The following is a 16766-nucleotide window of genomic DNA, read 5'->3' as shown; positions in this document are numbered from 1 at the left end:
CTTAACTTATACCAGTTAAGAGAGTGGCAAACGCAATTTAAAGCGTAATTCCTACCCCTTTTAGTATATTATAAATCTAATTATTTAGCATGACTTGCTAAATATTCTAATGTACGAACTAATTGTGCTGTATATGACATTTCATTGTCATACCAAGATGCAACTTTAACTAATTGACGATCGCCAACAGTCATAACGCGTGTTTGAGTTGCGTCGAATAATGCACCAAATGTCATACCTACAACGTCAGAAGATACGATTTCATCTTCAGTGTAACCGAATGATTCATTCGTTGCATTTTTCATAGCATTGTTTACTTCTTCAACAGAAACTTCTTTTTCTAAAACAACAGTTAATTCTGTTAATGAACCTGTAGCAACTGGTACACGTTGTGCCCCACCATCTAATTTACCAGCGATTTCTGGAATAACTAAACCGATTGCTTTTGCAGCACCAGTTGAGTTAGGGATGATGTTTTCAGCTGCTGCACGTGCACGACGTTTGTCACCTTTTCTGTGAGGTGAGTCTTGTGTATTTTGGTCACCTGTGTAAGCGTGAATTGTAGTCATTAAACCTTCAACGATGCCAAATTCATCGTGTAATGTTTTCGCTACTGGTGCTAATGAGTTTGTAGTACAAGATGCACCTGAAACAACTGTTTCTGAACCGTCTAATTCTTCATGGTTAACGTTGTATACGATTGTTTTAAGATCGCCAGTACCTGGAGCTGAAATTAAAACTTTTTTAGCACCTGCTTCGATGTGTGCTTCAGCTTTTTCTTTAGATGTGAAGAAACCAGTACATTCTAATACAACATCTACTTCTAAATCTTTCCAAGGTAATTTAGATGGTTCTGGTTCAGAGAATGATTTCACTTCTTTACCATTTACGCGGAAACCACCATCAATTACATCTACTTCTTCAGTAAAACGTCCTTGCATAGTATCATACTTTAATAAGTGTGCAAGCATGTCGTCGTCAGTTAAATCATTGACAGCTACTACCTCAATGTTTTCTACGTCTTGAATTCTTCTAAATGCTAAACGACCAATTCTACCAAATCCGTTAATTGCTACTTTTACTGCCATGTTAATGGCCTCCTTTAATGATATTTAAAAAGTGTTATATGCCCCGACTGTTAGACTTGTCTCTCTGAAACAGTACTTTCATTGAAGTCTTGAAAACAAGCTCAATTCAGCATGATTTATAAACCACTTTTTACTTATTTTAATAATTATTGCTCAACAATCATTTTTGCTGCTTCTTCATCTGTAATCAAAACAGTGTTTTTAGGAGCAATCTTAAGGTAAGCCTTCATTGCATTACCTTTCGAACAACCTCCTGCTACAGCAAAATTATGCTCTTTCAGACGAACTTCTTCTAGTTGAAGTCCAATTGTATTTACTTTGTGAATAATCTGGCCATGTTCATCAAAGTAATAACCAAATGCTTCACCTACGGCATTATGATGTTGAAGTTTCTCTATTACTTCTGGCGAAGATTGTCTTCTCTTAGCCATTTTCAGCGCATCACCGATACCATGAATTGTTATTTGTGAATCTTTAATTTTCTCTAATGTTTGTATCACTGCAGGTTCTTTAAGTAAATTTTGATAAGTAAGTTCGCTCACATTATCAGGTACATACAGTGTCGTATAACTACCGCCTGTACGATGAGCCATAGTCGAACAAATTGTATTTGCTTGGAACACTACATTTTCACCAAGACCGCCTCGTGCTGGTACAAACAATACATCAAAGGGTAATGGTGACATCGCATCACTAACTGATGCCATGGTAGATCCACCTGTTACAGCGACAATTGCATCATCATATAATTGTTTTTCTAACAGCTGACCTGCTATGCGTCCGATTTCTACCTTAACACTCAAATCTTTATCACTGTTGCCAGGCACCACGTGTACTTCCTTGATTTGATACAAATCTTTAATTTGTTTCGCTAAACTGTGGTAGTCTGTGTAATTGTTAAAGTAGACATTGAGTTCACTCAATACGTCGATACCAACATGAGTTAATGTCATTCCTGTTGATTTGACCGAAATTAAATCTTGAGCTTTTAAAAGATCGGTTTCAGAACGTAAGACACGTTCAGTAAGATTTAATTTATCACTAAGTGTCCGACGTCCAACAGGTTGATACTTTTGGATGGTGCTTAAAATTGAAAAACGCCGATACATCTTGTCTACCAAATCAGGAACAATCTTTTGCTGCACTTGAATGATGTTTTTCAAGAGGCATGCCTCCTTATTAGTGAAACAGGATGGTCGTGTATAAGCCAAGCGTTGACAAATTCAGTCCCATGCGTCACAAAAAATATAACCTGTTTACATTTTTCATCATACTATGGTTTAAACAAAAATGCAAGTCAAAAACAATCCCACTTCGAAATTGGTTGGACTTATAACGTCCCAAACAAAGTGATATTATGCAAAATTTAATAGTATTTTCAATTTATGTATGTAGTTAAAGATGAACGGGTATGTGATTTACGTGTATAATCGTTTCATATGAAGGAGGTTCTAAATGAGATATTCTGATGATAAGCCCGAAGTTATAGATCCTGATGACCCTCGATATAGAAAGCCTGAAGATTTTAACCGCCAAAATGGTCAACATCAAGACCGCGATTTTTATAATCATCGATATCAAGATTCCGAGAGAAATGGTAGACATATCTATTATCGTTCTTATGGATGTACGCCTGGGTGTTTCCCAGGGTGCCTTTTCTCAATTATATTGTCCATCATCCTCACCCTATTATTAAATATGTTTTTATCATAAAAAATCCCATTGGGCACTGTTATTTCATTAAATAACTGCTCAATGGGATTTCTCATATTGTTATGGTTTTGTTGATTGTGTTGTCGTCGTTGTTGAACGTGTATGTGCTTGTTCGTTCGATGTCTCTCTTGTCGTTGTTTGTCGTGAGCCATTATGACTTGTCTCAGTTGACCGTCTCGTTTCAGTAGATGGCTGAGGTGACTTGTTTTCTGTAGAAGGTTCAGCTGTTGATGGTGGCTCATTTGTACGTTCTTGAGTGGGCTTCTCTTCTGTTGAAGGTGGTTTTTCTTCTGATGAAGGTTTTTCTTGTGGCTTTTTATCTTCTTTCGTAGGTTGCTCAGTCGTCTTTGGTTTACTGTTCGCTCGTTGCGCCGCTTCGATAGAGGCTAATCTCTGTTGCTCAAGTGATGCTTGTCGTTCTTGCTCAAGTGATGCTTGTATCGCTTGTTGTTGTTCTAAACTTGCCTCTCGTTCCCTTTTTTCTTTTTCACGTTGTTGGCGCGCTTTTTCTTTTTCAGCCTCTTTTTTCTTTTGTTGTTCCTCCACAGACTTGTCATGAAGACGCTCATTACCTTTGTGTGATTGATCTACAAAAGCAAATATTGCAAAAATTAAACCTCCGATCAATAACAATATGATCAGTATACTCAAACAACCTGTAGCTACTTTTTTCTTTTGATTCCCATCATTATGCGAAGGAATTTGTTGGTTGTTTAACCCCATAATCTAACCTCACTTTTTAATACTGACATGACATGTGATGACTTAGAATATTTTTGTTAATTACAGACCGCCTATTTATATTTTCAGTATGATTCATTATAACAACTCTCCAGTAAAAAATAAAAATAAACGTTTACCTTTTAGACTTACATCATTTATTTCTTAATCTGCGTTTAATTTTGGTAAAAATAAGGAACATAAAGACTAGGACAGATTGGTAATTAGGGGGTTTACATGTTGAAATCTATTTTACGTATGATTATTCGAGTGGTAGTCATTAAGTTAATCTCAAATTTCTTTAATAAAAAAAGGTAAGACCAGAATGCTGCATCATTCTGGCCTTTCTTAACTAAAGGGAGTTAAACCTTCGTCGTATATTATGGGGTATACGCTAACTAAGAGATGGGTTAATTAACCAATTTATCGAAGGCACTTTTATTATAACGTAGTTTGTGAAAAAATAAACATAGTCAAACGCCATTTTTTTGATAGATTCTTGACAGATTTTTGACCTCTTTATGAACGACATGAAACGGAGGGATATTATGACAAATATTTTAATTTCAGGAGGCACCGGTCTAGTGGGCCGGCATCTTGTGGATGAACTTTTGAAAGCAACGGATAATATTATTTATATTTTAACGCGTTCTGCTCGAACATCTGAACATCCACGCGTGACATATATTAACTGGCAAAAAGTACAGTGGGAAGACCAAGTACCTGATATTGATATTGTGATTAATCTTGCAGGTGCTAGCTTAAACAAACGTTGGACGGACGCGCACAAGCAACTTATGATGACCAGTCGCATTCAAGCTACACATGCATTATTTGAGTTATTTGAAAATCGAACGCATCAACCAAACATCTTATTTAATGCCAGTGCCATGGGCTACTATCCACCATCCAAAAAAGATGCTTACACCGAAAACTATAAAACCTTACCCCATGATTTTTTATCTGAGATTGTCTATCAGTGGGAACGTGAAGCTGATCATTTTTCAACGTTAGGCACTCGAGTGATTAAAGGTCGTTTCGGATTAATATTATCTGATCAAGGTGGTGCATTACCGATGATGGCTCTGCCATACCAATATGGTGTCGGTGGTAAAGTAGGCGATGGTAAGCAATGGTATTCATGGATTCATCTCAATGATTTAGTACAAAGCATTCTATTCTTAATTAAGCATCCTGACGCTCAAGGTGTTTATAATCTCAATTCCCCACTTCCAGAAACACAAAATGATTTTGGTATTGCGTTAGGTCGCGCATTACATCGACCGCATTATACACGCGTTCCCGGTTTTATGTTGCGTGTCATGTTAGGCGAAATGTCGACACTTATTTTAGATACGCAATATATGGTACCTGAACGTATACAAATGTTAGGTTTTAAATTTGAATATCCTGAATTAAATTCCGCACTTCAAGCTATTTATCAAAACTAGCTTGTCATACAACGCTTAAATGAATGACGTCTTCAAAGGTAAAACCATTTACTCTGAAGACGTTTTTTTATTATATACTCATTTAAAATCAAACTTATGTGTTGTCATTTTAATAATAATTGGTAAAATGTTAGGTCTAACCATCGATTAAATTTATAACCGACTTGCTTGAGTGTGCCAGCCGCTTCAAAACCGTATGTTTCATGCAGATGAATACTTCCTTGGTTCGCAGCATCAATACCCGCAATCATCGTTTTAAACCCCTTATGCGTTGCATCTTTTATCATGTATTCAAGCAGTTGCGAGGCAATGCGTTGTCTCCGGTAATATGTACTAACATATATTGAATGTTCTACCGTATATTGATATCCCGGCCAATTTCTAAATGTACCATAAGTGGCAAATCCTGCCACATTACCATCTATGTCAAAAACCCATATTGGCCACTGAGCATTCACTTTATCCTCAAACCACTTTTCACGTTCTTCTACTGTGGTTTCATGATATGTATAAACTGCCGTCGTATTGATGATGGCATCATTGTAAATTTCAGTTATTGCTGGAATATCCCCTATCGTTGCTTCTCTAATCATAAAAATACCTCATTCGCTAAATTTTCTAATAATTTTGAATAAATAATATATTAAGTGCTATCATACCGCCTCATGCCCTTTAGATATATTGTATTATGGGAAACCATAGTATGTGAAACAATTTTTTATCTTAAAATATGTTTATTATTTATTCCATCATTTATGATATAATAAAATTATCTTTTAATTAGGAGGTTTTTAAATGTATCAAAAACTTGGAATTTGTGCATTATCTTTATCTCTTTTAGGTACCGTCTACACACCAACTGCTGGGGCTGAGTCTGTAGCACCTACCGACCAAATCACTGTCAAAAATAAATCTGACGTGATGAAAGCGCTCAAGCAAATAGCACCAGACAAAGGCATTAAAAATTACAACAAGTATTACAGCATTGAAAAAGAACAAAAGGATGACATGGGTTACACGCATTACACACTGTATCCTAAAGTGAAAAATCACATTGCGAAAGACCGTGAAGTAAAAGTTCACGTCGATTCTAAAGGTAAAGTGGTAATGGTGAACGGTGAAGTTAAAGCATCGGAAGTTAAACCTAAAAATGACGTTTCGCTAAGCAAAGAGGATGCTGTAAATGATGCTTTCAAAGCGGTAAAATTAAATCGTAGCGAAGTAAAAAATGGTAAAGACGAAGTTGTAAAATCTAATGAAGTTGTCATCAATGGTGATGAAAACAAGTTTGTTTATGAAGTCGAAATCACAACAATTGATCCTCAACCATCGCACTGGAAAGTACAAATCGATGCTAAAACAGGTGAAGTTGTTGAAAAGCAAGACTTAATCAAACATGCTGCTGCAACAGGTACGGGAGTGGGTGTCCGTAACGATCGCAAGCAAATTAATATTAATTCAACATCAGGCGGTTACACATTAGAAGATGTTACACGTAACGGTGTATTATCTGCATATAGTTATAATCAAGCTACTGACACTGCAAACTTAATTACAGACAGAGATCGTACATTTGATGCAAATGATCAAAAAGCTGGGGTAGATGCAAACTATTATGCAGGTAAGGTTTATGATTACTATAAGAATGTTCACAACAGAGATTCTTATGATGACAAAGGTAGTCCGATTGCTTCTATTACACACGTAAATACTTTCCAAGGTGAAGATAATAGTACAAACGCTGCTTGGTTAGGTGATAAAATGATTTACGGTGATGGTGATGGTCGTGAAATGCATAGTTTAGCTGCTGCTGATGATATTATTGCACACGAAATCACACATGGCGTGACACAAGAAACTGCTGCTTTAGTTTATCAAGATCAACCAGGTTCATTAAACGAAAGTTTTTCAGATGTATTTGCTTACTTTATTGATTTTGAAGATACGTTATTAGGTGAGGATGCATACATCAATCCTGGTCCTAACAAAGCTTTCCGTAGTTTTAGCGACCCAACAAAATTCAATCAACCAGCACATATGAGAGATTATAAACATGTCCGCTACGATAATGGTGGCGTTCATATTAACTCAGGTATTCCGAACAAAGCTGCATACTTAACTACTCAAAAGTTAGGTAAATCAAAATCAGAAAAAATCTATTATCGTGCGCTTTCTCAATATTTAACATCTACTTCTCAATTTGCTGATGCAAAACGTGCGCTTGAACAATCAGCACAAGATTTATATGGTGCATCTGCAAAACAAAAAGTTACTGAAGCGTGGAACGAAGTAGGCGTTTAAGACTTAAATGAATTTTTGCGTTTGAAACTTTAAATATATACACTTACTCTATTTTCCTAATACTCCTTCATCATTTATAAATATGAACGAAATCATTACTTGAACGATGATGTATTATAAATATGTATATAAAGATAAAAACATATGTATCCCCAACATACGTCAATTTCGATTCAAGTTATCGCCCTATCAGCTATTGATAAGGCACAAATGCTGAGACATTAAGTTGTCTCAGCATTTGTTTTTGAAGCTCTATTTATAGTCATTACTATACCTTCAGGCGTCGTTAATGCCACTTCAGTTGCGTCTGGTTTAACAATATTAAAAGATGTTAATCCATACGTTTCATTTAAATGAATTCGTTTATTATGAGACTGCCAATTATTTAAAGCAAGATGATGATGATAATGGTAATCAGACATGAATAACGCCTTCGGGAAAGTTAACATGAGTTGAAACCCTACATTTTCATAAAACTGTTGCGCTTCTGTTAAATTCGCTGCTTTTAAATGTAAATGTCCAATGCGTGCACCTGTCTTCATACCTCCCCATAAAGTACCTTCCGCGTGATGTAAAATATCTTCCACATTAAGTGGTAAAGTATCCATTTTTACCATGTCATCTACCCATTCCCATTTATTAAAAGGTCTGTCCACATATACTTCTATCCCATTACCTTCAAAATCAGTAAAATATACCGCTTGACTTACTAAATGATCTCCACCACCAATAGGAATGTTGTGTGAAGACATATGTTTTATGAACGCACCTAGTTGTTCCTCACGATCTAATAACAATGCTAAATGAAACAAACCTGCTTCACTACTTTCAGCAGTACGGCCATTTTCGAGCAAATTTAAGACCAATTCATCTCCCCAATCACCAATAGCAAAGATGATTTGAATTGGGGTTTCATGTTTGATTGGCATGCCTAAAATGGAATGATAAAACCTTTTTTGTTTTTGTAAAGATTTTACATTTAAAGTGATACGATTGACATGAATGAGATTAGAATGATGAAAATCCATCTCGACACCTCACTTGAATATATTTAAGTATATTAAATATACCACGTATGCTGTTACATTGCTCCAAATTACTCTTAGACTTAAGTACTCCGAGCACTTAAATAGTAATTACAGTTAATTTCATATATATTTGGAATAAATAATTCTCAATTTATAAAGGAGGATTTTTATGTATGTAAATAAATTAGCCTATATTTTATTAGCATTCTTTTTAGGATCCTTTGGTATCCACAAGTTTTATGCTGGTAAACCCATTCAAGGTCTTTTGCACATCGCATTCTTTTGGACTGGTATCCCTCATATCATTGCCATCATTAGTGGTATTTTAGTATTACTTATACCAGCTGATGAATATGGTCGCGTTTATGTATAAAAAAAGACCGTGTCGAATTTTCTTTCGACACGGTCTGATTTATGTTAATTACATTTTTACTACGTTAGCAGCTTGCTCGCCACGGTCACCATTAACGATTTCAAAATCAACGTTTTGACCTTCTTCTAAAGATTTGTATCCATCTCCAACGATTGCTGAGAAATGTACGAATACATCGTCACCATTTTCTCTTTCGATAAATCCAAAACCTTTTTCTGCGTTAAACCATTTTACTGTACCGTTATACATATAGAATACCTCCGTTGTGCATCATGCACGTTTTATTTGTAAAAAAAATTCATTCATTAAAAGGAGTATATTCTAAATAATAAACTTCAATCAATTTCACGATCTTTTATTACGATAAAGTTAACTATACACGCAATTTGACCAAATGTAAAGAAAAACTTTAAATTCTTATATTTTTTTCTCTTTACAATCCAAAAATCCTCTCTAATATAATTATAAATCATTCTTTTCTTTTAACGTTATTATGTATAAACAATCTGATTATGAACCATAAGAAAAAATACAACATTTTATAAAAAAACACTAATATTGATACGCTTTTTTTGATATAATCATTGTGACCCACATTCTTAAATTCTGTTTAAATTTGTGGACATATACTAAAACATTACATATTAAGGGGTTTAAATTATGAAATTGAAACAATTGGCAGTTATTAGTTTATCGAGCGTATTAGTATTAGGTGCATGTGGTCAAAACGACTCAGGTAAAAAAGAAGCTAAACAAGAAACACAGCAAAAAGAAGACACGTTAAAAAAATACAAAGAAAACTTAAAGACGTTTGTTAACAAGGATCTTGATACTTATGACAATACGATGGACAAATTGTCAAACTTAGACTTGAGTAATAAAGATAAAATTGTAAAAGAATTCAAATCAGTCTCACAATCATTAGATGAATCAAGAAAAAATTATGAATCTAAGAAAGTCGATGCTAAAACACCAGAAACTTTAAGTAAAATTGAATCTAGCTTTTTAGAGTCAAACAAGTCTGTTTCTAAAGGATATAATGGTATCGCAACGAGTTTAGATAAATTCTTTAAAAAAGAAATCTCTGAAAAAGAATTCGCAGCAGATATGAAAAAATATGAAGAAGAGTCTAAGAAAGTCGATATGGGCGGTATTACTTTAGATGATATTAAAAAGCATTTAGGCGAAGACACTGCAAAAAAATATGAAAAAGTACAAAAACGTATCAATAACATGACTGAATAACATAACAATAAGCACACATTCTTATGAATGATGTGCTTATTTTTTTAAATCTTTATCACATATATTAAACTCTCACATATTTACACTTGAGTCTAACCTACAACATGACCTCACAAAGATTAAAATCAAATATGCACGTTTATATTATGCGCTCATTTTCATCGAATGATTTTGTTACATATTCATTTTTTAAATGAGGTCAAGATGATGATCTATATTTAACATTACCTATCCATATAAAAAAGCGCTCACATTCAATAATGAATAGTAAGCACTTTTTGAAATTTAGCTGTGTGAATAGCTTTTTAAAGGATATGATTCTGATTGACCGTACATAGTGTTTTAAATCAGCGTATCTACTTTCTATCACCTTTTTATCTTTAGAAGAAATTTTAAAATTTTGATCATAGTAATGACCTTTTTGGTCTAAGTTAAACTCATAGTATGGTTTGTCATTTAAAATACCTTTCATGTTAATAAATTCTTTATCATTGTGTTTAACAAATTTTGAATACATCATGTGATTATAAAAAATATCTTTATTTGCTTCATTATATTTTAATTCAATCATAGCGAGATTATTGTTCTTCTGAGATAATTCTTTACCAAAGATGAAATTAACTGAATATACATTAGTATTTTTACCTTTATCTAAGTGAACAATAATATTTTCATCTTTTATCAAATTAATAGAAGTTGAATTTGCATGTTTTTTATAAACATCTGATTTTTTAATCACATTAATAATTTCTTGCTTAGTTTTACTGTCAACATTACTTGTAGGTTTACTCACCGCTTTACTTTCAGCACTTACATCTTGAAACCCTAAGGAAAAACAAAAACTTAAAAGCGTAACAATAGACAAAATAGAGAAAACGACTTTTTTCATTTTTATTACTCTCGTTTAATAGTAATATGGAACCATTTCTATATTAACAAATTCTAAAATTCATTCGGTTTAAATTTCTTAAGTGTTGTATTTTTATTCTTAAGTGTTACTTTTTAGCTATGAGAACTCTTTTATTTAATTAGATGAGTTTATTTTATTTAATCTACAATATTTTTTTATAAAAATAAACAAGCTAGCCTGAATTTATTGTTATTTAACTTCTAGTTTACCCCACAGTGCTTTTTCATTAAGTAGCTTTTCATCTTTATCTGTAATTTTACCAATTGGCATAAAGAAGTTATCTTTCTGATTTGCACCCTTTTTAGCGTATTTAAAATGTACCCACCATAATTTATTTTCTACATCTATTAACACTTAATCAAACGGTACCCATTCACCAGGATTTATACATGCCCCCTCGTCTACTTGTTCAGCTATTTTTAAAAAGTACGACGATTGGTTCTTTATTAGTTTTTAGCACAGTAAAAACACCTTTCCATGTTCATGCTGTGCGTGGTGGTTTACCCGTTTTAGGTTTCAGCACATTATCAGAAACTTACAACGTTGGTGCATCACCTTTCATATACTTAACAACTAAATTATCAATTACAGACATATCATTGTTTTTATCCCCTAACGAAGCAAGGAGATTATTAGGGTCTTGCTTATCATATTGAATATCTTGATGTCCTGGCATGTGTGTGCGTGAATTGATTTTCCACGAGTTATATCACGCTGCCATATTACGACAAGCCAAAAGATTAGGACATAAAAATATAGATACCACACTAAAGTATTATTCTCATATACAAGAGAACCAATAAGTAACAGAATCAAAACTAGCAGTAAACGCCATAAATAATTTATGACCAAAATTGTGACCATTTCATTTTAATTTAAGTTAATTTCATAGAGTTAACCTTATAAGCATAAACCGCCACAGCCATTGATATAACAATGTTTGTGACGATTTCGAGTTGATTTCAAAGTATTTAAAATTAGTTATATAACCCCCTCGAGAGGAATCGAACCTCTATTGTAAGAACCGGAATCTTAAGTGTTATCCATTACACTACGAGGGGTTAATAGTATTAAATTGGTAAAGCCGTTTCTAATGCCTTAAAATCAATAGCGATTCAAATGTTTATTTTTTGACCATTTTTGACTTTTAAGTTAAAATAGATTCAAAGCTATTTATAGGAGGAAAGAGTTATGAATTTAATTCCTACAGTTATTGAAACAACAAACCGCGGTGAACGCGCATATGATATTTACTCACGTCTTTTAAAAGACCGTATTATTATGTTAGGCTCTGCGATTGATGACAATGTCGCAAATTCTATTGTATCACAACTTTTATTTTTACAAGCACAAGATGCTGAAAAAGATATTTATCTTTATATTAATTCTCCAGGTGGTAGTGTAACTGCTGGATTTGCTATTTATGATACGATTCAACACATTAAACCAGATGTACAAACAATTTGTATCGGTATGGCAGCTTCAATGGGTTCATTCTTACTTGCAGCAGGTGCTAAAGATAAACGTTATGCATTACCAAATGCTGAAGTAATGATTCACCAACCATTAGGTGGTGCGCAAGGTCAGGCAACCGAAATTGAAATTGCAGCGAATCACATTTTAAAAACACGCGCGAAATTAAATAAAATTTTGTCAGAGCGTACAGGTCAATCGATTGAAAAAATCCAAAAAGATACAGATCGCGATAACTTCCTTACAGCTGAAGAAGCTAAAGAATATGGCTTAATTGACGAAGTTATGCACCCTGAATAAAAATGATAAAAAAGCGAGCCAACTTTGAGATGGCTCGCTTTTTTATACTTCAAATGGTTCGCCATTTCTAATTTTATCAGCCATTTCGTTTAATTTTCGCAAACGATGATTAATACCCGACTTAGAAATCGTACTAGTACTGACCATCTCTCCTAGTTCTTTAAGCGACACATCTTGATGTTCAATTCTTAATTTAGCAACTTCACGTAAGCGGTCAGGCAAATTATCCAAACCAATTTCTTGATCAATTAATTGAATACTTTCAACTTGTTTCATAGCGGCACTCACTGTTTTGTTTAAATTCGCTGTCTCGCAATTCACAAGTCGATTAACTGAATTACGCATATCGCGTACAATACGTACATCTTCAAACTTTAATAATGCTTGATAACCGCCAATTAAACTTAAAAATTCTGCGATACGTTCAGCCTCTTTAATATATGTGATCCATCCTTTTTTGCGCTCTAATTTTTTGGCATTTAACTCATAATCATTCATTAAAGCGGTTAACCCTTCAGAATGACCTTCATAAAGTGAAAATATTTCTAAATGATAAGAAGACGTTTCTGGATTATTCACAGAACCCCCTGCTAAAAATGCACCACGTAAATAACTACGTTTCATATCATCGTCTTTAACCATTTCGTCATCAATATCATGACTAAACATACCGTCCTTTAAAATGCCAAGTTCATCTAATATCTCTTTTGTCTTCATCTTAATACGACAGATATAAATATTGTTTTTCTTTAATTTCATTTTTTTACGGACTAATATTTCGACTTCTACATGAAAAACAAGTTTGATTAAAGAATAAATGCGTCGTGCAGTCGTCGCATTTTCTGTTTGAATATTAATAACAAATTGCTGGTTCGAAAAATTCAAAGCCCCATTCATTCGAATCAATGCGCTGAGCTCTGCTTTTGCATTGTTCGCATCTGTTTCTATGCGGGTTAATTCATTTTTCATTTCGGATGCAAAGCTCATGATTATCGATTCCTCTCTTCACCGTACATTATCTTTAATAGAATGCTTATCTTTCATTGTATCATGAATGTGATTAAACGAGGTGCACCACTATCATTGTTTTCAATTCATTGTCCGAAAGCGATATTGTCATCATTATCTTTTTCGTCGATGTTTGATACGGTTCGGATCAAATTCAATGGTGCTGATTTCCTCAAGAGCAATATCATAAATCATGTCCGCCAAAACATCATTACAATGTCGTACATGATGATTTTCAGATATTTGAGCCAGTCCTTTACCTGTGACAAGCTTAATCCCACTTTTTATAAGTTCGCCGGCATCATAATAGACTGGCCGTGCCCCTTTTTGCTCATACTTTTCCAATATTTCATTCGAAAACGTGATTTCGTTCGCAATGACAAAATCGATAACATGATGGCCTAACTGCTGATGAATCGCATCAATATGATCAAGAACAGAGTATCCATCTGTTTCACCTGGTTGTGTCATAATATTCGATACATATAATTTTTTTGCTTCGCTTTTAACAATGGCATTCGCAATTCCTTTTACACATAAATTTGAAATCACGCTAGTGTAAAGTGACCCTGGTCCTAAAACAATTAAATCCGCTTCCAACAAAGCTTCGACGGCTTCATCCATAGGCTCAGCATTCGCTGGCTCAAGAAATACGCGGCTAATTTTTTTATGTTTACTTGGGATATTCGATTCACCAACGACAATTTCACCATCTTCCATCACAGCGTTAAGAGACACGCTGGATATGGTTGAGGGAATGACGCGACCTTTTATATTTAATATTCGGCTTAATTCCTTAATCGCATGCCCGAAATCATCTGTAATGTTTGTCATTGCAGCGATGAGTAAGTTACCTAATGAATGACCGCTGATTTTATCTTCTTCAAAGCGATATTGGAATAATTGCTCTAACGTAGGTTCGACATCACTTAATGCCGCAAGCACATTTCGTACATCACCAGGAGCTGGAATGTCCATTTCATGCCGTATTTTACCTGTACTGCCTCCATCATCCGCAACAGTAACAATACACGTAATATCTATTGGAAACTTTTTTAAGCCTCTCGCAAGCACAGATAGTCCTGTGCCGCCTCCAATTAAAACTATTTTAATTTGCTTCATGCTTATCGCCACTTTCAATATGTGCGTCTCTATGATGCACATGAATATCATAGTCAAAGTGCTGTCTAAGATCTTCAGATAGACGTTGTGCTAATGCAACGGATCGATGTTGACCACCTGTACATCCGATTGCGATAACAAGTTGTGACTTCCCTTCTTTTTTATACCCTGGAATCATAAATAATAATAAATCTAATAATTTTTCGTAAAATGTGTTAGTTTCTTTCCATTTCATTACATAATTATAGACATCATCATCCATCCCTGTTAATGGACGTAATGATTTAACGTAATATGGATTCGGTAAAAATCGAACATCAAAAACGAGGTCGGCATCGATTTGTATCCCATGCTTAAACCCAAAACTTTGTACATTAATCGTAAAAGTAGGATGATTCGATTTATTGAAATATTCATATACACGAGAACGTAATTCTTTTGGCTTTAAATGTGTAGTGTCCACATTATAATTTGCCATACTGCGAATATCAGATAATAAATTTCGCTCCTCACTTATAGCTTCTACTAACGTTAAATTATTTTGATCTTGTAATGGGTGTCGACGTCTTGTTTCTTTATAGCGTGATATTAATTTTTCAGTCGTTGCGTCTACAAATAGTACATCCGTAATAACATTTTTACGACTTAAAATATCATCAATTTCTTTAACTAGCGATTTAAAAAATTCGCGTCCTCTTAAGTCAATGCCAATAGCCACCTTTTGTAATGTCGGATTTCCTTGTTCCATCAATTCTACAAATTTCGGTAACAAGATCGGTGGTAAATTATCGACACAAAAATAACCTAAGTCTTCTAAACTTTGTATCACAACTGACTTTCCAGCCCCCGACAACCCAGTGATTACTAATAATTCGCTTTTGACGATTTCATTTTTTTCTTCATGTTGCATACGTATCCACCATCCAATCATATTCTATTTAAGTGTACATGAAATCCTACTTCAGTAGTAGCGTTTGTGTAAAAAAAGAGTGCATCAGTGTCCTCATCATGTGCATTTGATGGACTGACCCACTCTTTTTGTATATGAAGTTATGACCTAAATATTTATCATAAATTAAGCTTCGGCTTTATCTTTAAGTTCTTCGATATATTCTTGAACACTTTGTGCAGCAATACTACCATCACTTGTTGCAGTAACGATTTGACGTAAGCCTTTTTCTCTAACATCTCCCGCAACATATATACCTTCAACTGCAGTACTCATATCTGGGTTTGCAACAATGTACCCAGCTTCATTCGTAATACCTAAATTTTCGAATGGTTGCGTTAATGGTTTCATACCGATATAAATAAATAATCCGTCTGCATCTACTGTTTGTTCTGAACCATCCTCAGTAGATACAAGTGTTAATGAACCCACTTTACCGTCTTTTTCATTTACAGATTTTAAAGTGTGGTTCCAAATAAAATCAATTTTTTCATTTTTAAATGCACGGTCTTGAAGAATTTTTTGTGCACGTAATTTATCGCGTCGATGTACGATTGTCACTTTATCTGCGAATTTAGTTAAAAATGTCCCTTCCTCAACCGCAGAGTCACCTCCACCAATCACGTAAACATTTTTATTTTTAAAGAATGCACCATCACAAACGGCACAATAACTTACACCTCTGCCACCAAGCTCAGATTCACCTGGCACACCAATTTTTTTGTATTCTGCACCTGTAGCGATAATCACAGCAGTCGCTTCAACTTGACTAGAACCTAAATCGATAACTTTGTAATCACCTTTATCTTCAATACCTTTGATGTCACCGTATTTATATTCCGCACCAAATTTTTTGGCATGTTCAAACATTTTAGTAGATAAATCCGGCCCTGAAATCATTTCAAAACCCGGGAAATTCTCTACTTCTTCGGTATTTGCCATTTGACCACCTGGCATACCACGTTCAATCATAACTGTGTCTAAATTCGCACGTGAGGCATATACTGATGCTGTCATACCTGCTGGACCCGCACCGATAATCGCAACATCATATCTTTTTCGTTCTGACATAGATGAATCCTCCT

18 protein-coding genes are annotated in these 16766 nt (G+C 34.3%); 6 read left to right on the top strand and 12 right to left on the bottom strand.

Annotation, left to right across the window (positions count from 1 at the left end):
* Positions 1-80: 80 nt before the first annotated feature.
* Together gap and GJE18_RS02360 are read right to left on the bottom strand one after the other, a co-directional pair.
* Entirely contained in the window at positions 81-1088 is a 1008-nt protein-coding gene (gene gap / locus GJE18_RS02365; RefSeq protein WP_037566696.1) for a type I glyceraldehyde-3-phosphate dehydrogenase, read from the bottom strand.
* Positions 1089-1234: 146 nt separating this feature from the next.
* Positions 1235-2251 (bottom strand): sugar-binding transcriptional regulator, encoded by a 1017-nt coding sequence (locus tag GJE18_RS02360; protein ID WP_060550623.1) that lies wholly within the window; start codon positions 2249-2251, stop codon positions 1235-1237.
* A 292-nt stretch (positions 2252-2543) separates the two neighbouring features.
* Between GJE18_RS02360 and GJE18_RS02355 the strand changes: the two genes are divergently transcribed.
* Positions 2544-2801 (top strand): hypothetical protein, encoded by a 258-nt coding sequence (locus GJE18_RS02355; RefSeq protein ID WP_060550622.1) that lies wholly within the window; start codon positions 2544-2546, stop codon positions 2799-2801.
* 60 nt (positions 2802-2861) lie between these two features.
* Here the strand turns inward: GJE18_RS02355 and GJE18_RS02350 are convergent, their stop codons facing one another.
* Positions 2862-3524: a DUF4887 domain-containing protein gene (locus GJE18_RS02350; RefSeq protein ID WP_060550621.1), complete on the bottom strand. Its 663-nt coding sequence runs from the start codon at positions 3522-3524 to the stop codon at positions 2862-2864.
* Positions 3525-4069: 545 nt separating this feature from the next.
* Here GJE18_RS02350 and GJE18_RS02345 point away from each other — a divergent pair.
* On the top strand, positions 4070-4972 hold the full coding sequence (locus GJE18_RS02345; RefSeq protein WP_060550620.1) for a TIGR01777 family oxidoreductase: 903 nt from the start codon (positions 4070-4072) through the stop codon (positions 4970-4972).
* Between the two features lie 104 nt (positions 4973-5076).
* On the opposite strand, the gene GJE18_RS02340 is transcribed toward GJE18_RS02345, so the two are convergent.
* The gene (locus GJE18_RS02340) at positions 5077-5565 is read right to left on the bottom strand and encodes a GNAT family N-acetyltransferase (RefSeq protein WP_107368422.1); all 489 of its coding nucleotides are present in this window, start codon (positions 5563-5565) and stop codon (positions 5077-5079) included.
* 202 nt (positions 5566-5767) lie between these two features.
* On the opposite strand from GJE18_RS02340, the gene GJE18_RS02335 reads away from it, so the two are divergent.
* A complete protein-coding gene (locus GJE18_RS02335; RefSeq protein ID WP_165886074.1) occupies positions 5768-7273 on the top strand; it encodes a M4 family metallopeptidase in 1506 nt (501 codons plus the stop codon).
* A 221-nt stretch (positions 7274-7494) separates the two neighbouring features.
* Here GJE18_RS02335 and GJE18_RS02330 read toward each other — a convergent pair whose 3' ends face one another.
* The gene (locus GJE18_RS02330; protein WP_107368424.1) at positions 7495-8301 is read right to left on the bottom strand and encodes a VOC family protein; all 807 of its coding nucleotides are present in this window, start codon (positions 8299-8301) and stop codon (positions 7495-7497) included.
* A gap of 169 nt (positions 8302-8470) precedes the next feature.
* On the opposite strand from GJE18_RS02330, the gene GJE18_RS02325 reads away from it, so the two are divergent.
* Positions 8471-8674, top strand: a complete 204-nt coding sequence (locus GJE18_RS02325; protein WP_060550616.1) for a TM2 domain-containing protein — start codon at positions 8471-8473, stop codon at positions 8672-8674.
* 48 nt (positions 8675-8722) lie between these two features.
* On the opposite strand, the gene GJE18_RS02320 is transcribed toward GJE18_RS02325, so the two are convergent.
* Entirely contained in the window at positions 8723-8923 is a 201-nt protein-coding gene (locus GJE18_RS02320; RefSeq protein WP_037567914.1) for a cold-shock protein, read from the bottom strand.
* A gap of 411 nt (positions 8924-9334) precedes the next feature.
* Between GJE18_RS02320 and GJE18_RS02315 the strand changes: the two genes are divergently transcribed.
* Entirely contained in the window at positions 9335-9919 is a 585-nt protein-coding gene (locus tag GJE18_RS02315; protein ID WP_060550615.1) for a hypothetical protein, read from the top strand.
* Between the two features lie 199 nt (positions 9920-10118).
* On the opposite strand, the gene GJE18_RS02310 is transcribed toward GJE18_RS02315, so the two are convergent.
* On the bottom strand, positions 10119-10808 hold the full coding sequence (locus GJE18_RS02310; protein ID WP_262608383.1) for a halocin C8 precursor-like protein: 690 nt from the start codon (positions 10806-10808) through the stop codon (positions 10119-10121).
* A gap of 210 nt (positions 10809-11018) precedes the next feature.
* Positions 11019-11183, bottom strand: a complete 165-nt coding sequence (locus GJE18_RS02305) for a hypothetical protein (protein ID WP_157952346.1) — start codon at positions 11181-11183, stop codon at positions 11019-11021.
* An 837-nt stretch (positions 11184-12020) separates the two neighbouring features.
* Here GJE18_RS02305 and clpP point away from each other — a divergent pair.
* A complete protein-coding gene (gene clpP, locus GJE18_RS02300) occupies positions 12021-12602 on the top strand; it encodes an ATP-dependent Clp endopeptidase proteolytic subunit ClpP (protein WP_107368851.1) in 582 nt (193 codons plus the stop codon).
* 42 nt (positions 12603-12644) lie between these two features.
* Here clpP and whiA read toward each other — a convergent pair whose 3' ends face one another.
* The 4 genes from whiA to trxB form a co-directional block, all read right to left on the bottom strand.
* Complete coding sequence (whiA, locus tag GJE18_RS02295; RefSeq protein ID WP_165886073.1) at positions 12645-13589, bottom strand: DNA-binding protein WhiA; 945 nt, start codon at positions 13587-13589, stop codon at positions 12645-12647.
* Between the two features lie 135 nt (positions 13590-13724).
* Positions 13725-14732 carry a gluconeogenesis factor YvcK family protein gene (locus GJE18_RS02290; RefSeq protein WP_037567903.1) on the bottom strand — a complete coding sequence of 336 codons (1008 nt, stop codon included), beginning with the start codon at positions 14730-14732 and terminating at the stop codon, positions 13725-13727.
* Positions 14719-15642: an RNase adapter RapZ gene (gene rapZ / locus GJE18_RS02285; RefSeq protein ID WP_060550614.1), complete on the bottom strand. Its 924-nt coding sequence runs from the start codon at positions 15640-15642 to the stop codon at positions 14719-14721. Before rapZ ends, GJE18_RS02290 begins: the two co-directional genes overlap by 14 nt.
* Positions 15643-15807: 165 nt before the next feature.
* Positions 15808-16752 carry a thioredoxin-disulfide reductase gene (trxB, locus tag GJE18_RS02280; protein ID WP_060550613.1) on the bottom strand — a complete coding sequence of 315 codons (945 nt, stop codon included), beginning with the start codon at positions 16750-16752 and terminating at the stop codon, positions 15808-15810.
* Positions 16753-16766 lie beyond the last annotated feature (14 nt).

Source organism: Staphylococcus agnetis (genome assembly GCF_011466855.1).
GTDB classification, from domain to species: Bacteria; Bacillota; Bacilli; order Staphylococcales; family Staphylococcaceae; genus Staphylococcus; species Staphylococcus agnetis.
Note: the sequence above shows the minus strand (reverse complement) of the source record. Positions and strands in the feature narration are given on the sequence as shown.